Genomic DNA, 18,849 nt, shown 5'->3' with positions numbered 1-18,849 from the left:
ATGCATAAAATACTAATTATTGAAGACGACTTTATGATTGCCGAGTCGACTGAAACATTGCTCAAGCTGCATCAGTTTGATGTGCATTGGGTCAATAATGGGATTGAGGGTTTAAAACAGTTACAGCAGCAGGTCTACGATATTATCCTGCTCGATTTAGGCTTGCCGATGATGGATGGCATGCTGGTGCTAAAAAATATCCGGCAGAAGTTTCCGAATTTACCGGTGCTGATTATCTCCGCCCGGGATCAGTTACAAAACCGGGTGGATGGGCTGAATCAGGGAGCAGATGACTATTTAATCAAGCCTTATGAATTTGACGAGTTGCTGGCCCGTATTCATGCCTTAATACGCCGTAGTGGTTTAAAAAATACCGGGATAGATACGAATAAGAAATTATCACACAGCGGTTTGGAACTAGATCTGGAGCAGCATATCGCTCTGTTTAATGGACAGGCTATAGAATTATCCAACCGGGAATGGTCAATCTTAATGGTCATGTTAAATCATCCGAATAAAATTTTTTCTAAGAATGATCTGGAAGACAAGCTTTATGACTTTGACAGTGATGTCAGTAGTAATACGGTAGAAGTCTATATCCATCATCTGCGGGCAAAATTAGGAAAAGACTTCATCCGTACCATACGTGGGCTAGGGTATCGCTTAGGATGAGCGCCATGCAGAAACGTTATTCCTTGCAAAAACGTCTAGTTATTTATATTTCACTGTTTAGCGTGGTGCTGGGCTGTGTGCTGATCTTTGCTGCATACCGGATTGCGCTCGAAGAAATTAACGAGGTGCTGGATAAGCAGATGCAAAGTCTGGCCGAGCGCATTGCAGAAAATCATCTACAACCTCTGCAAAGCCAAATCGATCTAGCCAAACAATACAGTGAAGAAGATTTATTTGTAGATATCTGGTCCTATACAGATACAGCCACTTCCTTGCATCCGCAGGATGTTCTGGTGGCACCGGTCAGGAAAGCAGGTTTCTACAAGCATCAAACGCCGTATGGAACCTGGTTAACTTATATTATTCCTGGTAAGCAATTACAGATTCAGGTGAGCCAGCAGCAAAATGTCCGGCAGGAACTGGCTCTGGAGCTGGCAGCCAATATGTTTCTTCCTTATGTGCTTTTTTTACCTTTTGCATTATTCGGTTTAGGCTGGATGATCCGGAAAAATTTTCAGCCCCTTAATGATTTTAAAACTGAATTGGCCAGCCGCAAGGCACAAGACTTAAAGCCAATTGCAATGAAAGATTATCCCTTAGAGCTGGAACCGACCATTCAGGAAATGAATTATTTGTTTGGTCGCATTTCTCTGGCCCAACAGGAACAACGTCAATTTGTAGCAGATTCTGCCCATGAATTACGCACGCCACTGACGGCTTTGAATTTACAGGTACAAATTTTGCTACAGCAGTTTCCGCAGAGCGAGTCTATCCATAATTTGAGCCAAGGCATTTTGCGTATGCAGCATCTGGTCAACCAGTTATTGAGTCTGGCCAAACAGGAGGTGACCGAAGGTTTGAGTGAGCCTGTTCAATTGTTATCACTGAATCAGATGACAGTCACCTGTATCGAAGAACTAATTCAATTGGCGCTACAGAAAGACATTGATTTGGGCGTAGAACAGCAACAGGAACTGCAGATTCAGGGCCAGGTTTCAGCTTTGCACTCGATTATTTATAATTTAATTGATAATGCAATTAAATACAGTCCGAAGGATGGCGTGATCAATGTATCAATTTTCCAGCAAGGCCAGCAGGCGGTTTTACAAATTGAAGACAGTGGGGCAGGGATAGATCCTGCTCAATTCAATCAGATCCGGCAACGCTTCTACCGGATACATAACCATGCAGAAATTGGCAGCGGTTTGGGTTTATCCATTGTAGATAAAGCCACCGAGCGCTTGGGTGGAACACTGGAATTTTCGCGAAGTACCAATCTGAGTGGCCTTTGTGTACAGGTCAAGCTTCCTTTAATCGAAGCCTAAGCGAATAAGCTTCTGGTTTTTTTGGAGTTAAGGTTGCCTGATACTAGAGAGTATAGGAGTGGTCTTTTCTATCGGCAGTTTATGGCTAAACAACGCATAGCCGATAATATTCATGCACCAGATAATCCAGCCAGTCCATAAATTATGACTCAGGAAATGTGCTCCGCGCATCATTTGTGCCCAGCCCATGGTCAACCCTAAAATTACTGCAGCGATCAGAAGAAAATAAGCCCGCTTGCGGTTAGAAATGCGATAAACAAAATAACCAGCCATCAACGCAAAACCACTAGATGCATGCCCTCCAGGAAAACAGTGGCCCGCAGTAGCACTAAAATCCCATAAAATACCATCATAAGTGGGAATAACCATATTCCAGGGACAGGCATGGGCCGACTGGGATTTTAAAATTCCGATTGAGGCTGTGGTCAGCACTACCATGCTAAAAAAATAGCCAAATTCCCAGCGCCGTATATGCCAGTTCTGCCATTTCAGTGATGCCAGCCAGCCCAGCAATAATGTGATATACACCAGAATCAGCAGGTCTTTCACATAGCGATGATTGAGTTCTGCCAGTGCCCATTGTTGTCGAAGGGGAAATTGACCATGATCATCGATAAAGGGATAGATGAGCTGTAAGTCCAGCACTCCTCCAATGTCAAAGAAGTTGAGAAGAATCAAAAAACTGAAGATCAAAAGTAAAGTTTGGGTCAGTAAAAACCGGGAACGGTCAGTGATCATTTTTAAGTTGTCCATTTCAGGCAGTAGCAAGAGCAGAGGTCAAATCAAATGACCAGCCAAAATGATGCCCCAGGTCAGAGCAATTAAACTGAGTGCTACAAACTGAGCCGCACTGCCCATATCCTTGGCATTTTTAGACAGTTCATGCCGTTCCATGGAAATACGGTCTACCACTGCCTCTATCGCTGAGTTAATCAGTTCAATGATCAACGCCAGTAGGCATACGGCGACCATCAGCGCTTGCTCAGCTGGACTAACCGGCATCCAAAAACTTAGAGGAATCAAAATAAGGTTGATCAACAGAATTTGCCGGAAGGCAGCCTCATTTTGAAAGGCGGTTTTAAAACCAGCCAGGGAATAACGGGTCGCATTAAAAATACGCTGCGTTCCTGAGGTGCCTTTATAAGGTGAGCGGTAGGAAGACATAGAACAGTTTCAGTTAACAAGAGATAGGATTAACTTAAATTTTCAATCTTAAAATGTTCTTAAAAAACCGGCCGTTCTCTGGATTTTTTATACACACAGCTTTTACATTCTTTTGCACAAAATTAAGAATTTTTTAAGTTTGGACTTCTATCTTGAGTAGCAAGTTAATTTCGTGGTGTGAGCCAAATGATCAAGTTCAGTTTTGATCCTTATTTATCTAGTCAGATTCACTTTCTAAATACATATTTCAAGCAGCCTGAATATAAAAAACAAATCCATCACAATAAATTTTTAGTACAAGTACCTCCGGCGTATCCGGTAATTTCAGCACAGGATCAATCGCTACATTTGACGGTCAAAACTGTAGAACAAAGCGAGACACCTGAACGCCGTAGCCTGGAACATTTTATTCAGGAAAAATATCAGCAAGTCCATCAGGCCACTGTATCGAGCTTCTCTTCGACCCTGTTTGCCAGTTATCACGGTGCCGAGATGCAGGTGGTGAATGCAGCATTTAAATCAATTTAATGCCTTTCTGGAACAGTATCTCGATGAACCAATTGAAAATATTCTTGGCAAGCTCAGCCAGACCACGGTCAGCCGAGACAAAGTAGTAGAAATTGGCAATCTGGCAGCACTAGATATGGACAAAGCCAAACTGATGGTGGCCTTTCTGGTTTTTCATCTCTCGCAGCAACACATCGAATGGGCAGTATGTACCGGAACAACTGCAGTACGTTATGTGTTGCAACAGATGGGATTACGTTTTCATGTGCTTGAAAAGGCTGATCCGCAAGTCCTAGGAGATGCACAGCACCTGTGGGGCAGCTATTACCAGCAGAAACCTTATGTGCTGGCGATTGATGTGGCAGAGGCCTTACAAGTCGCTCGTCAACTTTATCAATTTAGTCATTAAAGCATTTTGCTTGATTACCGAGGCACAGAATTTAAATGATGACTGCTTTATTTGAACGTATCAGCCTACAAGCACACCAGTATCCGCAGCGAGAAGCTGTGGTTACCGCACAGGCAACACTGAGCTATGCGGAACTACAACGGCGGATAGAATTATTGAGTGCCAGTTTCATGCAGCTTAATCTGCGACGTCTGACCTTATGGGGCGTGAACAGCATCGACTGGATTGTGGTCGATCTTGCCGCACAAAAAGCCGGCATGACCGTGATTCCGGTGCCTCTGTTTTTTACTGCAGCGCAGGTACGGCATCTGCTTTCCGACAGCCGAACCGAGCTGCTCTGTATTCTGGATGAATCTTTCTCTGCACCAGAATGGCTGTTAAATCTAGCTAAAGACATGAGTAGAGATGAGATTTCCATTTAATTCAATTTTCTTCTAAAAATTTCAAAATTCACTTTTATGGACAAGGAGGATATGAACTTATGGTTAAGTGTATCTTATTTAACTTGTATTTAACATAATATACATTATACGAAATACTATTGTTAGAACCCATTTAAAGTGTCTATATTCTCACCAATAAAAATGTCTGGTTTATGATGGTTTTTATCACCATGGACTGGATATAAAATATAGATGCTGATCACTATGTCCGATAAAGAAATTCAACGTCTTGCAGTTCTGCAAGACGTTAGAGATCATCGTATTACCCAGGTCCGTGCTGCTGAAATCCTGAATCTTTCCACCCGTCAAATTACCCGGTTATTGCAGAAGCTCAATCAAGATGGTGTCTCAGGTATGGCACATGCCAGTCGTGGTCAACCGGGTCGTAGAAACGGTTCGTCGCTGGATGACTGCAAATGACCTCTGGATTCCTCGATCCAAGCGCCTGAAACGTCCATATCAGCCTCGATACAACCGTGATTGCTTCGGTGAGCTGATCCAGATCGATGGCTCATATCATGACTGGTTTGAAGGTCGAGCTTCCAAATGCTGCTTGCTAGTTTATATCGATGACGCCACTGGAAAGCTGTTGCATCTGCGCTTTTGTGAGGCTGAAACGACCTTTGATTATATGCTTTCAACCCGAGCCTACATTGAGCAATACGGCAAGCCTTTAGCGTTTTATAGCGATAAACACTCGGTATTCCGAGTGAATCAGAAATCGAGCCAAGATAGCCAGATCACGCAATTTGGGCGGATTCTGAATGAGTTAAATATTGATATTATCTTCGCCAACTCACCCCAGGCCAAAGGCCATGTGGAACGTGCCAATAGAACACTCCAGGATCGCCTGATCAAGGAAATGCGCCTAGAAGGTATCTGTTCAATTGCCGAGGCAAATGCCTGGCTGCCCTGCTTTATTGAGCATTTCAATCAGAAGTTTGCCAAGTGTGCGCGAAACTCAAAGAATTTACATCGGCCATTAACCGAATCTCATCTTGAACTGGATGATATTTTTACCTGGCAGGAACCGCGTAAGGTCACCAAGAATCTGACCCTGACCTATGACAAATGTATTTATCTGCTTGAACCGATAGAGCTGAATCATAAGCTTGTTGGGCAATATATTTCATTTCTGGAGTACCCGGATGGGACTGTGGCCCTCATGCACGAGGGACGAAAGCTCAACTACAGCATTTTCAATAAATTAGCTGGGCTACAGCAGAATGAGATCGTTGAGAATAAACGGTTAGGTACAGTTCTGGCACATATTCAGCAACAGCATGAAGAGTTGGAAAAACAGAATAAACGTTCCCGTCTCAAGAAAAGTATGCCGAGTTGTAAAGCTCAGAAAGCTGTTATTGAACAAAGAAAGTTAAATCCTGTGCTTGACTCTTGTGGTTAAAAACAGGACATTTTAAATGGTTTATCGCATAGACATTTTAATTGGTGAATAACACAACCTAATATGTTCATATAACTGCATTCACCATATACTTATAGCTGCTGCTCAAGCAACTTAAACGTTAAAGCACTTCAAATTCAATCCGACGATTTCTCTTGCGACCATCAGCTGTTGCATTATCCGCTACAGGTTTACTTGAACCTGAGCCTTTAGTACTCAGTAAATGTGTTGGAACATTTTTTGCGATTAAATAAGATTTCACTGCTTCTGCACGTTGCTGACTCAACATGAGATTTTTATTAATATCGCCTGAACTATCCGTATGTCCAATAATCCGTATTTTTTTGCCGCTAACCTTATTTAAGGCACTGACCATTTCATCCAGAATTTGTATACCTGAGGTTGCTAATACTGCACTGCCAGATTCAAATTCAATAATCCGGTTCTTTAATGCAGCATCAATAATCCGCTGTTCGGCCTGATTGACTGAAAGCTGTGCATTTAAACGATAATTTTCAGGTATTAAACCCTTAAATTTTTCTGTAGTATCCTGAATTTCATAAAAATTTGATACTTTACCCGTTAGCTTAATATCAGAACCTTTAACCGTTAACGTTCCCTGTTTAACTTTTTTAAGGTCTTTATTAATCACATCACTGACTATATTCGACCAATCCGTTGATGCCACTACTTGACGAATCTGAATGCGATCTATCACATTTTCCTGACCATAATTTGAATGCAATTTCGCCAAAATAGCTTGCTTACTATTGTTATTCGGTACATTACCTTCAGCAATTACAGGTTGTGCATGCACATTAAAACCAATTAAAAAACAGGATAAAATAATGATTTTATTTAACTTTAAGTATTTATTTTTTATTTTCATTTTATGCTTCTATAAATGTTTATTTAATTAATTTAATGCCTTGAGTCAGGCTCATCTGATTTTCAGTTAAAGACTATTCTAGTGCCGCCAACCTTGAATTATTTTCTACATTAAAATTAGTTGTTTTTAATTCATATCAATTCACCCACGTGATCCATTTACAATATAATTGATTGATCAATGTCATGGCGCTGAAGTTCCTATGTTTGCAGCAGCCGTGGTAGTTGTCTGAACAGTTTTTCCTGATATCGTCTTATTCTGAGCTGCGACCACTCTTACTGCTTTATTCGAAACCACCTGATCCACCAACTGCAAATTACTATAACTTGGATTACTTCCGATAGAACTTGTATTATTCCCACTCACCAACCGAAAATTGGTCTTCACAAATAGTTCAGGATTCTCTTTACTGCGCCAGACCATTTCAAAAATATTGCCTTTTTGTGTACGCTGAGCACTATCAATCAAACGATTGATTCCATATTCCCCAGGCTCATCAAAAATGGTATGGGTCTTCCCTTCCAAATCAATCACCGTGATCCGTGCGCCTGGAATTGCGCCGGAATTTGGCCAGATAAAATTCACCCATTGTTGAATTCCGTTTTCAAATAGCATTCTTTGTCCATCAATATCAATGGTATAAGCCAATAAATGAGCCTGTTCCAGTGGGTAAAACTGGAAATTAGATTGATTGGGTCTCACTGCCTGACGACTGGTATTATTTAACTCACCAGTTGCCATACCATTCACAGGCGCGACATAATTTTGAAAGTTTGCAACAAACACAGGATTTAGATTAAGCCCTAAATCTTGCCAGGTTTTCGAGCTTAAGCTATAGCCACGACGGATCACTAAGGGATCAAGATGCTCTTTGACAAAACGGGAAATACTGCCATTTTCACCAAAAATCTGATTAATTTCTTGAGAGGTTGCCTGTAAGCTACCTTGACTGCTAAACGGATATTTTTGCGATAAATTTGCATTAAATGGTTGATAGGCCTGTATTAGCCAGAGTTCGTTCATTTCAGCTTGTGCCGGAAGCATCAGACTTTCAAAGGAACGTGTGAGAGGAACACTAAACAACTTCTTAATCAGCTGTTGATCCAGCTCATGGGTTCCTACCGACATTTTCTCATCCACAAACTTTTGAGTGATATTAAAGATAGAATTCTGCTCATCAACGGTCTGCTTAAGGAGCATCATGCTCGCCGGACCAATATCTCCAGAACTTTTTAGATCATTAAAGCGACTCCGTATCTTGGCCAGAGATTGCATATACTCATCCAGCAGCGACCGGTTCTGCAAATCATCTCGTGTACGTACAATCTGGTAGAAGATCTGAAAGTCTTTGGCAATCATCCCCTGAGAGAAAGTCGATGCAGAATTCTGTGCCAACTTGCCATCATGACGTTGCAATATCTTGCGTTTAAACCAGGCAATAAAACCTTTTTGTGGAACCGCCAACTCAGCTTGTACCATTGGATTATCCCAGCTGGTTTCTTGCGCTACCCGTTGTATGACTTTACGAATCGGTGAGTTTTCTGGTTCGCTAAGAATATCTATCTGATATGTTTGCTGATTAAAGTCACCGGCCTTGGCATAATAAATGGCACCCAAGAATTTACGCCATTCGCTGATATATTCTTTTTTATACATTTCAGTCAGCTGGCGTCGAATTTGTTCAGGACTGCCACTAAAACTCAAATCATCAGACTGTGATGTATTAAGTACCCAATCTTTACTTTCAGTTGGGCTTTGCGCCGCGGTTTCTATGGCAGGTTGTACATATTCGTTCCAGGCTTGATAGCTATAAAAACCGGGTAAGGCATAACTTCCCAACATGGTTGTCTGAGCATTCTCGGTTTAAAGAAAACAGCTGAAATGGCGCATCAACTCATTCATGAAGGACAATTACAGACTCAAACATTTCAGCCTTGAGTGCGAAATCGTAAATTAATTTAGAAAAGTCTGCATATGTTTAATGACTTCATCTGGCTTTTCACCATGCAGCCAATGTCCTGTATTTTCAATGCATTCAATTTTCGCCTGAGAAAATTGTTCATTGATTGCCGCAAAATGTTCAGGTTTTGAGATATAAAAAGAATTACCGCCACGAAGAAATAAAGCTGGCTGATTAACTTTTTCGACCTTTTCCCAAGCCATAATATCTGGATAATGATCAAATAAAGCTTGAACATTAAAGAGCCATTGCCCTTTATTAAAGGATTTTAATAAAAACTGAATTACCATTTCTTCATGAATGTATTCACGCATAATTTTTGCTGCCTCAAGTCGTGAAGCAACATTTGCTTGCTGCACAGCAAATAAGGCTTTAAAAATCTCAGTATGATGACTCTCATGATATTGGATTGGTGTAATATCAAGAACGACCAACTTTTCAGTTTGTACTCGGGCTAAATCAGCCAATTTCATAGCAATTTTTCCGCCCATAGAATGCCCTATTACTATGAACTTTTGAATATTTAAACTTGATAAAGTTTCTAGGACATCTTCCGCCATGAACTGATAATTTAAGTCTGAACTATGACCAGAAAGACCATGATTGCGTACATCAATTTGAAGCACGGTTCTTTGCTCAGAAAAATATCGAGCTAGTATTCCTAAATTACTTAAACTACCGAATAAACCATGAATAAAAATCATTGGAGATAGTACTGACGTTTCGTGGTGTTGGAGTTGATAATTTAGGATCATTTGAGAATTCCGTGATTTCTTTCTTTATTTAAGTGTTTATAATGGATTTATATTGGGAATTAATCAATTGCGAAATTTTTAAATATAAATTTTACTTAGGCTATTTTATGGGGATATATTTTGCTTAGGCTAAATAATTCATAATCGATTTGTAAGTATTTAAAATTACGATTTTAGATCTGGATGGATATTTGGCTATAAATATGAAAGAAGATGGTTGAGTTGTGATGCAGACTAAATAAAATTAATGAAAATCTTAAAACTGGGATTTAATAACATGTAAACCACTTTTAGGTCAGAGTGTTTCTTAAACTAACTCGCTGTTATTACCCAAATAGACTGAGGTAATTTTGAAAATATTGTTTTTAATTATTCATTGCTTATTATTTATCAAAAAATGACTATTCATAAGTAGCTTATTAATCCACTTGATTCTGTTTAGAATAATACGTCTTAAGTCCAAATGAGTTACAGGTAGTAAACATCAACATTATAAATTTCCCCTCTCCCCCTTTCTTGATAAAGTTGTTAAAATTATGTATTGCTTAGGCTATTTTAATATCTTAGGATGTTCAAGTTATTAGCTTAAATATAAACGTGCAATCACGCTATCCTACTTAAATTATCCTGTTCAAGAAATTACACCGCATAAATAAGACATTTTTTAGAAATTACAAAACCACGATTATTCATCTATTCTTATCAATAGATTGAATACAGTGGATATATCCCCGAGGTATGAGGTATTCACATTAAAATAAATTTAAATTAACTTAACAAACTCTTTATCAAATGATATTCGGGAGATGGTCTTTCAGGTTTTAATATCTATAAAATTTGATTGTGAAATAGACTTAGATACTTTATTTTTATTCCACTGCGAAAAACTTTCAAGATAAAAAAGTAGTTTATAACTTATTCTACTTCCCTATTTTTACAAAATACGCTCGCCGTCATTCCAGATTTAGTCAAACTTTGATCCTGCCGCTCAAGAAAATTTCTGGCAATCATAGACATCGTAGGTGCCATATTCAGACTGCTGTTTTCTTCGGACACCTTTTGAATATCCTGATAGGCTTTCAGTCGCTTGCAGAAAGCCTGGCGTTGAGTTTGGGCATCTGCCTTTTGATCATCTTCATCTAAAATATGTTTGGTTTCATTCACGATTTTAGTCTGTGCTGAAATAAACTCATCATAGGCACTTTGTGAAAGCGGCTGTGCGAAGACTACGCTACTCAGTCCTAATAATAATCCAGCACAAATGAAAGATGATTTTTTTAGCATTTAAATTTCTTCTTTCCAGACATCTTCATAATCATCGGCATCGATCATGAAACGAAAACCTGTTTCCAGAGCCAGATACGGTAAAACTTCTGGTGCAATGTCCTGTAATTCACGTACTGTCATGGTTTCAAAAGTTTCTTCACTTGAAGGTTCTCCACCATAAATATACCAGCTAATATTTTCAGCCGTTTCAGGCTTTTTACGGATGCCGACAATCGGATCTTGTTTCAAGGTATGTACGGCCACCGCAACAACATCATCACCCGTGACTTCAACATAAGCCGAGCCTACTTCTTCACAAAGTAGTTTTTGCTCTGCGATCAGTTCTTGTAAAGGTGATAGGTTTTGCGTGTTTTTCGACATTCGGTCTTACTCATCAATTTTCATTAGCACGCTATTTTAACTTAATTTTAATGAAGCTGATTGGGATTTCATCGAGATCTAAAAAATATCTGCCCTTAAACCGTGTTAAGTGCAGATATGGATCTCAGCTTATTGGAATACTTTAAAGCGCTCTTCATCTGCCAGATAATCTTTGGCACGTGGCTCGCCTTCTATCGAACCAAAGACCAACTGTGCACGCAACTTCCAGTTCGATGGAATGTCCCATTCCGCATGTACCTGTTCATCCACGATCGGATTGTAATGCTGCAATGATGCGCCCAGACCTTCTGTATGCAATGCTGTCCAGGTTGCAAATTGTGCGATCGCAGTCGAATGCTCTGCCCAGATTGGGAAGTTATCAGCATAAGATGGGAATTGTTCCTGTAAGCCTTGTACGACTGTGTGATCTTCAAAAAATAAAACGGTACCTAGCCCTGCCGCAAAACTTGCCATTTTTACTGTGGTTTTTGCAGCACTTTCTTCATCTTTAGCATAGCTTTTTAATTTTTCTGCTACAAAGCCCCAGAACTTTTCATGTTCTGAATTGAATAAAATGACGGCGCGTGAAGACTGAGAATTGAAAGAAGATGGGCTTTGCTTAATTGCAGTCTGAATCAAATCAGTTAAATGTTCAGGAGATTGTTCAACATTCTTGGCAATGGCATAAATAGTACGGCGTTTAGTAATTAAATCTAAAAACTGATTCGACATTTTTGAAAATCCTGGGATATATCTTCGGGAAAATTTGAACCTTCAGTTATTTTTATGAAGGATAGCTAATCAATGGAGCTTTTGCTTTAACGTGAGATAAAGCCTATATACCTTAAAAAATAATGGACTCAATTACTAGGCTATTTAATTGATATTTTTATATATTTTTTAGCTAAAAATGATCATTTTCATCTATTTTTTGAACAATCGTTAAAACTACTGCCCTATGCGAGTGCCTGACGCTAAACAATGGTTCAACATGCGCTATTATTGATCAAAATTTTAAGAATGAAAAAGTTCAATGACCATATTTAATATTGCTTAGGCTATTTCAAGAGATCATGCATCATGAAATAAATCTCATATTCCAGATAAAATTAATCCCCCAAAATTGGAGGATTAATTTTATAATTAAAAGCTAAAAAACCGATTTAAAACTTCGCGTTCAGCACCTGAGCAGATACTTTAGTCTTCCAGAGCTCACGTAAAATCGGTAAATAGAATTTCTCACCGAGTTCCACCAGTTCTGCATCAATCAGAGCATGCATCTCATGCATAAACAAATAATCCAGTTCAACTGTGGTTAGTTTAGTCTGCTGTTTTTGATAGTCTTTGCGTTTCTGTTGGGCTTGTTTAACCAGACGATCCGCAAATGCTTTATCTTTAAACTGGGTAATTGCTTTTAATCGAAGTTCGATAATACCCCATCCAGTTAAGAACATCTGGAAGGTTTCAAAATCATCGCTGGTCGATTCCCAAGACATTTCTTCCAGATTTTCATTATCGGGAAGCACAGGTAAAAGAAGTTCCATCACACTTGGGAAAATCTTTTTGAAATTCAGAATAAATTTAACAGGATGCTCACCTGGATAATCCTTGAATTGCACCTTTCTTTGAACATCTGTTAAATAAATATCAAGCATAAAACAATCATCAGTGGTTAATCTCATCTAACATTATTGTACGCAACTCTGCCTGAGATAAAAACCACTGCTGACTATTCCATGATAAAACAGGCGTAAAGATTGAAAATAAAAGTGCTCCGGCCCTTATTTAGCATTCGGTGAGACCATCTGTTCAGGACGCACCACTTCATCAAACTGTTCAGCGGTGACTAAACCCAGTTCAACAGCCACCTGTTTTAAGGTTTTTCCTTCCTTATAAGCTGTTTTGGCAACCTTGGCTGCATTCTCATAACCAATGACCGGATTCAATGCCGTGACCAGCATTAAAGAATCATGCAGGAAATGTTCAATTTTCTCATGATTCGGCTCAATGCCTACGGCGCAATGATCATTAAAACTGTTACACGCATCGCCTAAAAGCTGGATGGATTGCAACAGATTATAGGCAATGACCGGCATAAATACATTCAGTTCAAAGTTACCTGATGCACCTGCCACGTTAATGGTGGTGTCATTTCCGAGAACTTGCGCGACCACCATCGTCATCGCTTCACTTTGCGTCGGGTTCACCTTACCCGGCATGATGCTAGAACCCGGTTCATTTTCAGGAATACGCAATTCACCAAAACCACAACGTGGCCCGCTGGCTAGCCAGCGAATATCATTGGCAATCTTATTCAGGCTAACCGCTAAAGTCTTTAATGCACCAGAAGCAAATACCGCAGCATCACGGCCTGCCAAAGCCTCAAACTTGTTTGGCGCAGTTACAAATGGCAAGCCAGTTAATTGTCCCAGGGTTTTAGCAGACTGAACGGCATAATCAGGATGGGCATTCAGACCGGTACCAACCGCTGTACCGCCTAATGGTAATTCATATAGTCCGACCAATGCCTGTTCTAGACGAAGAAGCCCATGATCCAGCTGAGAGACATAACCGCTGAATTCCTGCCCCAAGGTTAAAGGCGTAGCATCTTGTAGATGTGTCCGGCCAATTTTTACAATATCGGCAAAATCCTGAGATTTGGCATATAAAGTATCGCGTAAACGTGTGACAGCCGGAATTAAAAGTTCATTAATCTGCAAGCTCGCAGCCACATGAATCGCAGTTGGAAATGAATCATTGGTAGATTGGGCACGATTGACATGATCATTTGGATGAACCGGTTTTTGTGCCCCTAAATGATTGCCCAATTTCTGGTTGGCAATATTGGCAATCACCTCATTACAGTTCATATTGCTTTGTGTACCTGAACCAGTTTGCCAGACTACCAGTGGAAATTGACTGTCCCATTTCCCGCTGATGACTTCATCTGCCGCATCCACGATATAGCGTGACAGTTCTTGGGGAATCTGGTTTAGCTCGGCATTGGTCAAGGCAGCCGCTTTTTTGACGAGTCCCATGGCACGAATCATTGGCCGTGGCAACCGCTCATTGCCAATTTTGAAATTTTGCAAGCTACGCTGAGTCTGAGCGCCCCATAAAGCCTCACTCGGTACAGCCACCTCTCCCATCGTGTCATGTTCAATACGTGTTTGCATGTTCAACCTCAATTCTTCTTGCCTGTTACGGATCTTAGGAATTTCTATATCAATGATTTAATCTATTTATTTAAAGTAATCGATTACAGTATCAATGTAAATGATAATTATTATCAAATATAAGCTAAGTTCTCTTACTTACTGCCCTCTGAGCATATTCTGATAAAACAACCATTCATCCTCAAGCATCTTTCTGAGTGATCGCTGAGGTTGCCAATGTAGGATATTTCGCGCTTTTCCAATGTTCGCCCCCAATTGATCCATTTCCGCATGTGGGTATGGCAGAGCATCCATGGTTTTGATTGCAGACTGAGTCACTTCAGCCAGTTGATCTAGCAAATCCTGTATGGAAATCAATTCACCGGCAATATTAAAGGCTTCACATTTTAATTCCTGCTGTTGTGATAGCCATTGCAAGGACTTGATCACGGCATCACAACAGTCTGCGACATGCAGAAAACTGCGTTCTACTGTGCCATCCGCAGTATGGGCCTGACGGCGTAATTCCAGATATTCACGTTGCTGTGCAGCGACCTGCATCGCCAAAGGCAAAATATTTTTCGGTAAAGGTGGCACCGCTTCCCCCAGCACACCGTGTTCAAAGGCGCCGGCGATATTGGATAGACGTAGGATCGCAATCCGCCATTCATTATCAGTTTTGGCAGTATCCCGGATAATTTCCTCAACCATTTGTTGCGATTTGATATAGGGATTCGGATAGGTATAGTTAAAAGGCAGATCTTCGCTTAAATCTGTGCCAGATTGTCCATATACCGCCAGACTGGATAAATGTACCAGATGACGCACTCCGGTACGTTGCATGGCACGCATGAGACTCATAATACAGCTGACATTATCATTATAATATTCAAGTGGTTTTAATACTGATTCTTCCAGTGACTTAAAACTTGCGGTATGTACCACAGCCTGAATCGAATGCTGCTCAAAGACTTTGTTCAATGCTGGGGTATTGCGAATATCAATCTTGATAAAAGGTACGTACATGCCGGAGATAAACTCAAGACGCTCCAGAGTCTGTAAGTTCGCATTGGCCAAATTATCGACCACAATGACCTCTAGTCCTTGTGCTAACAGACTTAAAGCAATATGTGAGCCTAAAAAGCCTAATCCACCCGTCACTAAAATCATTTATACTACCTACTTTCTGATGAAGCCAAGATCAATCTGTTGCTATTGATCAAGCCTGTAGTGAATTTCGATGAGCACCTTAATTCTTGTTACCTCCGCACCGACTTCCATTTATGCCTGGCATGCCCTGGGTTTGGCTCAGGCCTTGCAAGATAAACAGGAAGCATTCCGTGTATTCTTCTATCAGGACGGCGTATCGGTCGCAAATGCACTGCAATGGGTACCCGACGATCAACGTCATCTTACACATGCATGGCAAGCGCTACAGATTCGCCTCCCGGTCTGTGTAAGTGCAGCATTGGCACGTGGAATTACAGATCTGGACAATGCTCGACGTCACAATATTCAGCAGCATAATCTGGCAGATGCCTTTGAATTGGTCGGTTTAGGTGAACTTGCCGATGCTGTTCAGTCCTCACAACGTCTCATTCAATTCTAGATGTTTCATTTTTTAGAATGTGTTGCTTTTCCAAGGAATCTTGTGTGAAATCTGTACTTGTTATATTAACCCAAGCCAATCTGACCAGTCTGCAGGTGCATGAAAGCCTATCGGCTACGATGGTCCTGGCAACTTTTGGCGCAGAAGTTAAAGTCCTGCTACAAAGTGCTGCCCTCAGTTTGCTGCATTCAGACCTGCAATTTGACCAGGTGCATCATGCATTCAAACTGGCATCAAATATGGTCGACAGTTTCGAGTTTTATGATCTCACTCCGATTCTGATTGAGAAAAAAAACCAGCATTCCTCATTTGTGGCACAGAGCGAACAAGAAATCGAATTTATTGAGCTTAATTCTGAATTTATTCAAAGCTTTGATCATGTGATGTATTGGTAAGGAACAAGGATATAAAAATGTCAAATCACACACTTTATCTGATCCAATCCAGCTATTCGGCAACAGCGCAGATCCTAGAGCAACTGGCTCAAACTTATACAATGGGTGATCAGGTCGTGCTGATGGGTGAAGCGGTTTTGCTGCTAGAGCATTCATTTCTTCAAAGCTTGCCGAAAATTCACATACTGAAAAATGATGCGGAGTTATTAGTACAGCCTTTGCCTGATCAGATAAAGCTTTTGAATTATGCGGATTTTGCAGATCTTTGCCTCGAGTTTAATCGCTGCATTTCAATGAAATAATAAATGAGTTAGATATGAATTTAGAATTGGATCAAGATGGCCATCTGGTTGACTATACCATCTGGAATGAAGAAGTCGCTCAAGTGCTGGCCGATAGTCTGGAACTGAGCTTAACTCCTTGGCATTTTGAAATTCTGCAAGCGGTACGTCAGTTCTATCAGCAGTTTGGTCATTCACCAGCAACACGACCACTGATTAAATTTTTAATGAAAACTGTCAGTGCCGATATCAATAATGCCATGCTTCAAGAAAAGTTTAATACTGGTCTGGTGGCCCGTCACTTAAGCCGTTTGGCTGGTGTACCCAAGCCTGCAAATTGTTTATAAAGATACTTAGCTTTCTATAGTGTGTATTTAAAGGCCCAGATCATTTTTTGGGCTTTTTTTTATGAGAGCAATTTTCAGACTGAGAATAATGAAAGATACAGCTGGATCTAATTCGTCAAGTTCGAGTTTGTTCTAATACTCGCAACGCCCGATGCAATTCATGATCCATTTCAGGCAGAACTTTAATCAGAAACTCAATTTGTGCTTTCGCTTCGGCCTTGCTCACCAGTTGGGCCTCTACCAGTTTTTGCTGCTGACTGATCAACAAACTGACTTGTTGAGGATTTGGTCGTTGTCCCTCACTTAAAGCGTTAATGATCTGAGTAAAGTCCAGATATAACTGTTCTTGTTGCTTTGATAATTCGCTTTGCTTTGCAACCGTATCGTTCTGTTTCTTCTTCGTAGTTTGACTATTCTCAGGAGAGTTAACAGATATATAGCTTGCCGATTTTTCAACTGGCAGGACCGGATCAGAATGGGTCTGATCAGTAAAATTCGTCCGATAGATTTCTTGTCGTACCTGATAACCAATACCCACTAAAGTCCCAAACAAGAGCAATCCGATCATTACATAGAACAGAATTGTTTTATCATTCATTTTTATGTCCTCAGCTCAACAAAGACAACCTTTATCAAAAAGCTGTCTTTTTCGCTAATCGACGATTGACTACGGCGTTGACCAGTCTGCTGGTGCATAACCAATCCGAACGCGTTGTGGATGATTTCCTACCGGTACACTCAGCACTTTATTGCCTGTGGCAAAATCAATCACTGTGACTACATCTGTTTCACTTTCTGAAATTACACAGCTACGACCATCCGGGCTTCGCGTTGCCCAATAAGGTTTATCTGCAGAAATCAGTTTCCCGGCTGTCAGTGTTTTGCGATCTACAATCGTAGCGTAGTTATCCATGGTACCGGCGACACAGAGCTTTTCACCATCAGCACTGATTGATAGGCCATGATGACGCGAATCATTCACCCATTTTGTCCGGTCTTTCGGAATACTGTCACTGCCAGGCAGCTGTCCGATCCGGCTAATCTTGTTCTGATTCAGATCGTACTCAATCAGCCCATTAAAAAATGAAACCTGGGCATACAGTTTGGTTTCATCCTTACTAAATACCATTGGTCGTACTGAGTTGGACAAATCTTTTCGACCAAATGCATCCAATGCAGGCCTGAAATCGATTTTTCTTACCACCTGATGCGTATTGGCATCTGCGATAGTGATAAAACGCTTACCTTTAGTAAAGTCTTGCCACTGTGCATCCATCGAGGTTTCAACATTGCCGATGGCAGAGTTCAGGATCTTGTTGCCGCCATCGAAGTAAATGTTTTCATGCGGTTTATCGCCAGTGCTGAAACGGCCCAACTCTTTACCGGTATGGATATCCAGTACATGCACCACATTTCCTGAAGATGCAGATACGGCGACTCGTTGCCCATCTGGTGATACCGCCATATGGTCGGCACGGAAGCTTTCAACAGGCGTCCGCCAGTTAATCTTGCCGGTTTTGATATTAATCGATACCACATCAGCGAAACTTGGGCGCGATGCAACGACTGACTGACCGTCTGGTGTCGAGTACATATCATCCACCAGCTGGTCATTGCCTTCACCAGCTGTAGTCTGAATAAGTATAAGCAATGAGTTTGATTGGATTCAGGTGAATTTCCTTAAGGCGCTCTTTACGGTCAGGAATCATGTTAATGACGCCTATTTTGCCAAAATCACCCGATGGACGAATCACGGTTACTGTGCCATCCCAGTTATTTCCGACAAAGAAAACCTGCTGTGAATTGGCAGGTGCTGCTAAAGACGAAGTAGCGGCCTGTACACTCGGCAACGCAGAAAGCATCGCCATTGCAGATAATGTCAGACA

General features: G+C 40.8%; 20 protein-coding genes and 3 pseudogenes. 10 read left to right on the top strand and 13 right to left on the bottom strand.

Annotated features, from left to right (window positions below; genetic code table 11):
• Window positions 1-672: a response regulator transcription factor gene (locus HGD77_RS07425; RefSeq protein ID WP_168730770.1), complete on the top strand. Its 672-nt coding sequence runs from the start codon at window positions 1-3 to the stop codon at window positions 670-672.
• A gap of 5 nt (window positions 673-677) precedes the next feature.
• Window positions 678-1,997 (top strand): sensor histidine kinase, encoded by a 1,320-nt coding sequence (locus tag HGD77_RS07420; protein WP_168730769.1) that lies wholly within the window; start codon window positions 678-680, stop codon window positions 1,995-1,997.
• Window positions 1,998-2,024: 27 nt separating this feature from the next.
• Here HGD77_RS07420 and HGD77_RS07415 read toward each other — a convergent pair whose 3' ends face one another.
• Both HGD77_RS07415 and HGD77_RS07410 read right to left on the bottom strand, forming a co-directional pair.
• The gene (locus HGD77_RS07415) at window positions 2,025-2,735 is read right to left on the bottom strand and encodes a phosphatase PAP2 family protein (RefSeq protein ID WP_168730768.1); all 711 of its coding nucleotides are present in this window, start codon (window positions 2,733-2,735) and stop codon (window positions 2,025-2,027) included.
• Between the two features lie 39 nt (window positions 2,736-2,774).
• Entirely contained in the window at window positions 2,775-3,161 is a 387-nt protein-coding gene (locus tag HGD77_RS07410; RefSeq protein ID WP_004729795.1) for a diacylglycerol kinase, read from the bottom strand.
• Window positions 3,162-3,347: 186 nt separating this feature from the next.
• On the opposite strand from HGD77_RS07410, the gene HGD77_RS17140 reads away from it, so the two are divergent.
• The 4 genes and pseudogenes from HGD77_RS17140 (at window position 3,348) to HGD77_RS07390 (ending at window position 5,925) form a co-directional block, all read left to right on the top strand.
• Entirely contained in the window at window positions 3,348-3,689 is a 342-nt protein-coding gene (locus tag HGD77_RS17140; RefSeq protein ID WP_168730767.1) for a thermostable hemolysin, read from the top strand.
• On the top strand, window positions 3,667-4,077 hold the full coding sequence (locus tag HGD77_RS17135) for a thermostable hemolysin (RefSeq protein WP_004729798.1): 411 nt from the start codon (window positions 3,667-3,669) through the stop codon (window positions 4,075-4,077). Before HGD77_RS17140 ends, HGD77_RS17135 begins: the two co-directional genes overlap by 23 nt.
• A 35-nt stretch (window positions 4,078-4,112) precedes the next feature.
• Window positions 4,113-4,499 carry an AMP-binding protein gene (locus tag HGD77_RS07395; RefSeq protein ID WP_004729800.1) on the top strand — a complete coding sequence of 129 codons (387 nt, stop codon included), beginning with the start codon at window positions 4,113-4,115 and terminating at the stop codon, window positions 4,497-4,499.
• 213 nt (window positions 4,500-4,712) lie between these two features.
• Window positions 4,713-5,925: pseudogene (locus HGD77_RS07390) on the top strand (ISNCY family transposase).
• A 121-nt stretch (window positions 5,926-6,046) separates the two neighbouring features.
• Here the strand turns inward: HGD77_RS07390 and HGD77_RS07385 are convergent.
• The 9 genes and pseudogenes from HGD77_RS07385 to HGD77_RS07345 all read right to left on the bottom strand — a co-directional run bounded on the left by HGD77_RS07385 (window position 6,047) and on the right by HGD77_RS07345 (window position 15,501).
• On the bottom strand, window positions 6,047-6,814 hold the full coding sequence (locus HGD77_RS07385; protein ID WP_004280226.1) for an OmpA family protein: 768 nt from the start codon (window positions 6,812-6,814) through the stop codon (window positions 6,047-6,049).
• A gap of 183 nt (window positions 6,815-6,997) precedes the next feature.
• A pseudogene (locus tag HGD77_RS07380) lies at window positions 6,998-8,674 on the bottom strand (ImcF-related family protein); the annotation flags it as partial.
• 93 nt (window positions 8,675-8,767) lie between these two features.
• Entirely contained in the window at window positions 8,768-9,529 is a 762-nt protein-coding gene (locus HGD77_RS07375) for an alpha/beta fold hydrolase (RefSeq protein WP_004280222.1), read from the bottom strand.
• Window positions 9,530-10,444: 915 nt separating this feature from the next.
• The gene (locus HGD77_RS07370) at window positions 10,445-10,813 is read right to left on the bottom strand and encodes a hypothetical protein (protein ID WP_004280221.1); all 369 of its coding nucleotides are present in this window, start codon (window positions 10,811-10,813) and stop codon (window positions 10,445-10,447) included.
• Window positions 10,814-11,176 carry a hypothetical protein gene (locus HGD77_RS07365; protein ID WP_004646887.1) on the bottom strand — a complete coding sequence of 121 codons (363 nt, stop codon included), beginning with the start codon at window positions 11,174-11,176 and terminating at the stop codon, window positions 10,814-10,816.
• A 129-nt stretch (window positions 11,177-11,305) separates the two neighbouring features.
• A complete protein-coding gene (locus tag HGD77_RS07360; protein WP_004280217.1) occupies window positions 11,306-11,908 on the bottom strand; it encodes a nitroreductase family protein in 603 nt (200 codons plus the stop codon).
• Window positions 11,909-12,339: 431 nt separating this feature from the next.
• Window positions 12,340-12,831: a hypothetical protein gene (locus HGD77_RS07355; protein ID WP_004280216.1), complete on the bottom strand. Its 492-nt coding sequence runs from the start codon at window positions 12,829-12,831 to the stop codon at window positions 12,340-12,342.
• Window positions 12,832-12,957: 126 nt separating this feature from the next.
• The gene (fumC, locus tag HGD77_RS07350) at window positions 12,958-14,352 is read right to left on the bottom strand and encodes a class II fumarate hydratase (RefSeq protein ID WP_004280213.1); all 1,395 of its coding nucleotides are present in this window, start codon (window positions 14,350-14,352) and stop codon (window positions 12,958-12,960) included.
• 138 nt (window positions 14,353-14,490) lie between these two features.
• Window positions 14,491-15,501, bottom strand: a complete 1,011-nt coding sequence (locus HGD77_RS07345; RefSeq protein WP_004280212.1) for an NAD-dependent epimerase/dehydratase family protein — start codon at window positions 15,499-15,501, stop codon at window positions 14,491-14,493.
• A 70-nt stretch (window positions 15,502-15,571) separates the two neighbouring features.
• Here HGD77_RS07345 and tusD point away from each other — a divergent pair, with 70 nt between their 5' ends.
• The 4 genes from tusD to HGD77_RS07325 are packed head-to-tail and all read left to right on the top strand — an operon-like array spanning window position 15,572 to window position 16,963.
• On the top strand, window positions 15,572-15,940 hold the full coding sequence (gene tusD, locus HGD77_RS07340) for a sulfurtransferase complex subunit TusD (protein ID WP_004280211.1): 369 nt from the start codon (window positions 15,572-15,574) through the stop codon (window positions 15,938-15,940).
• A 44-nt stretch (window positions 15,941-15,984) separates the two neighbouring features.
• Complete coding sequence (locus HGD77_RS07335) at window positions 15,985-16,335, top strand: hypothetical protein (protein ID WP_004280210.1); 351 nt, start codon at window positions 15,985-15,987, stop codon at window positions 16,333-16,335.
• A gap of 17 nt (window positions 16,336-16,352) precedes the next feature.
• Window positions 16,353-16,637, top strand: coding sequence for a DsrH/TusB family sulfur metabolism protein (locus HGD77_RS07330; RefSeq protein ID WP_004646886.1), 285 nt, complete (start codon window positions 16,353-16,355; stop codon window positions 16,635-16,637).
• A gap of 14 nt (window positions 16,638-16,651) precedes the next feature.
• Complete coding sequence (locus HGD77_RS07325) at window positions 16,652-16,963, top strand: TusE/DsrC/DsvC family sulfur relay protein (RefSeq protein WP_004280207.1); 312 nt, start codon at window positions 16,652-16,654, stop codon at window positions 16,961-16,963.
• A 115-nt stretch (window positions 16,964-17,078) separates the two neighbouring features.
• Here HGD77_RS07325 and HGD77_RS07320 read toward each other — a convergent pair whose 3' ends face one another.
• Together HGD77_RS07320 and HGD77_RS07315 are read right to left on the bottom strand one after the other, a co-directional pair.
• Window positions 17,079-17,561: a hypothetical protein gene (locus HGD77_RS07320; RefSeq protein WP_004280206.1), complete on the bottom strand. Its 483-nt coding sequence runs from the start codon at window positions 17,559-17,561 to the stop codon at window positions 17,079-17,081.
• A 69-nt stretch (window positions 17,562-17,630) separates the two neighbouring features.
• Window positions 17,631-18,831: pseudogene (locus HGD77_RS07315) on the bottom strand (YncE family protein).
• Window positions 18,832-18,849: the final 18 nt, after the last annotated feature.

Origin of the sequence: Acinetobacter sp. NEB149 (assembly GCF_012516415.1) — a bacterium.
GTDB lineage: Bacteria > Pseudomonadota > Gammaproteobacteria > Pseudomonadales > Moraxellaceae > Acinetobacter > Acinetobacter lwoffii_V.
This window is presented reverse-complemented; position numbering and strand designations above follow the sequence as displayed.

What these genes read in the sequence shown, in the direction of transcription:
- HGD77_RS07385 (WP_004280226.1), bottom strand. Translation starts at nt 6,814, where the DNA reads ATGAAAATAAAAAATAAATACTTAAAGTTAAATAAAATCATTATTTTA.
- tusD (WP_004280211.1), top strand. Translation starts at nt 15,572, where the DNA reads ATGAGCACCTTAATTCTTGTTACCTCCGCACCGACTTCCATTTATGCC.
- HGD77_RS07330 (WP_004646886.1), top strand. Translation starts at nt 16,353, where the DNA reads ATGTCAAATCACACACTTTATCTGATCCAATCCAGCTATTCGGCAACA.
- HGD77_RS07345 (WP_004280212.1), bottom strand. Translation starts at nt 15,501, where the DNA reads ATGATTTTAGTGACGGGTGGATTAGGCTTTTTAGGCTCACATATTGCT.
- HGD77_RS07365 (WP_004646887.1), bottom strand. Translation starts at nt 11,176, where the DNA reads ATGTCGAAAAACACGCAAAACCTATCACCTTTACAAGAACTGATCGCA.
- HGD77_RS07320 (WP_004280206.1), bottom strand. Translation starts at nt 17,561, where the DNA reads ATGAATGATAAAACAATTCTGTTCTATGTAATGATCGGATTGCTCTTG.
- HGD77_RS07355 (WP_004280216.1), bottom strand. Translation starts at nt 12,831, where the DNA reads ATGCTTGATATTTATTTAACAGATGTTCAAAGAAAGGTGCAATTCAAG.
- HGD77_RS07325 (WP_004280207.1), top strand. Translation starts at nt 16,652, where the DNA reads ATGAATTTAGAATTGGATCAAGATGGCCATCTGGTTGACTATACCATC.
- HGD77_RS07360 (WP_004280217.1), bottom strand. Translation starts at nt 11,908, where the DNA reads ATGTCGAATCAGTTTTTAGATTTAATTACTAAACGCCGTACTATTTAT.
- HGD77_RS07415 (WP_168730768.1), bottom strand. Translation starts at nt 2,735, where the DNA reads ATGATCACTGACCGTTCCCGGTTTTTACTGACCCAAACTTTACTTTTG.
- HGD77_RS07425 (WP_168730770.1), top strand. Translation starts at nt 1, where the DNA reads ATGCATAAAATACTAATTATTGAAGACGACTTTATGATTGCCGAGTCG.
- HGD77_RS17140 (WP_168730767.1), top strand. Translation starts at nt 3,348, where the DNA reads ATGATCAAGTTCAGTTTTGATCCTTATTTATCTAGTCAGATTCACTTT.
- HGD77_RS07395 (WP_004729800.1), top strand. Translation starts at nt 4,113, where the DNA reads ATGATGACTGCTTTATTTGAACGTATCAGCCTACAAGCACACCAGTAT.
- HGD77_RS07410 (WP_004729795.1), bottom strand. Translation starts at nt 3,161, where the DNA reads ATGTCTTCCTACCGCTCACCTTATAAAGGCACCTCAGGAACGCAGCGT.
- fumC (WP_004280213.1), bottom strand. Translation starts at nt 14,352, where the DNA reads ATGCAAACACGTATTGAACATGACACGATGGGAGAGGTGGCTGTACCG.
- HGD77_RS07420 (WP_168730769.1), top strand. Translation starts at nt 678, where the DNA reads ATGCAGAAACGTTATTCCTTGCAAAAACGTCTAGTTATTTATATTTCA.
- HGD77_RS07375 (WP_004280222.1), bottom strand. Translation starts at nt 9,529, where the DNA reads ATGATCCTAAATTATCAACTCCAACACCACGAAACGTCAGTACTATCT.
- HGD77_RS17135 (WP_004729798.1), top strand. Translation starts at nt 3,667, where the DNA reads ATGCAGCATTTAAATCAATTTAATGCCTTTCTGGAACAGTATCTCGAT.
- HGD77_RS07370 (WP_004280221.1), bottom strand. Translation starts at nt 10,813, where the DNA reads ATGCTAAAAAAATCATCTTTCATTTGTGCTGGATTATTATTAGGACTG.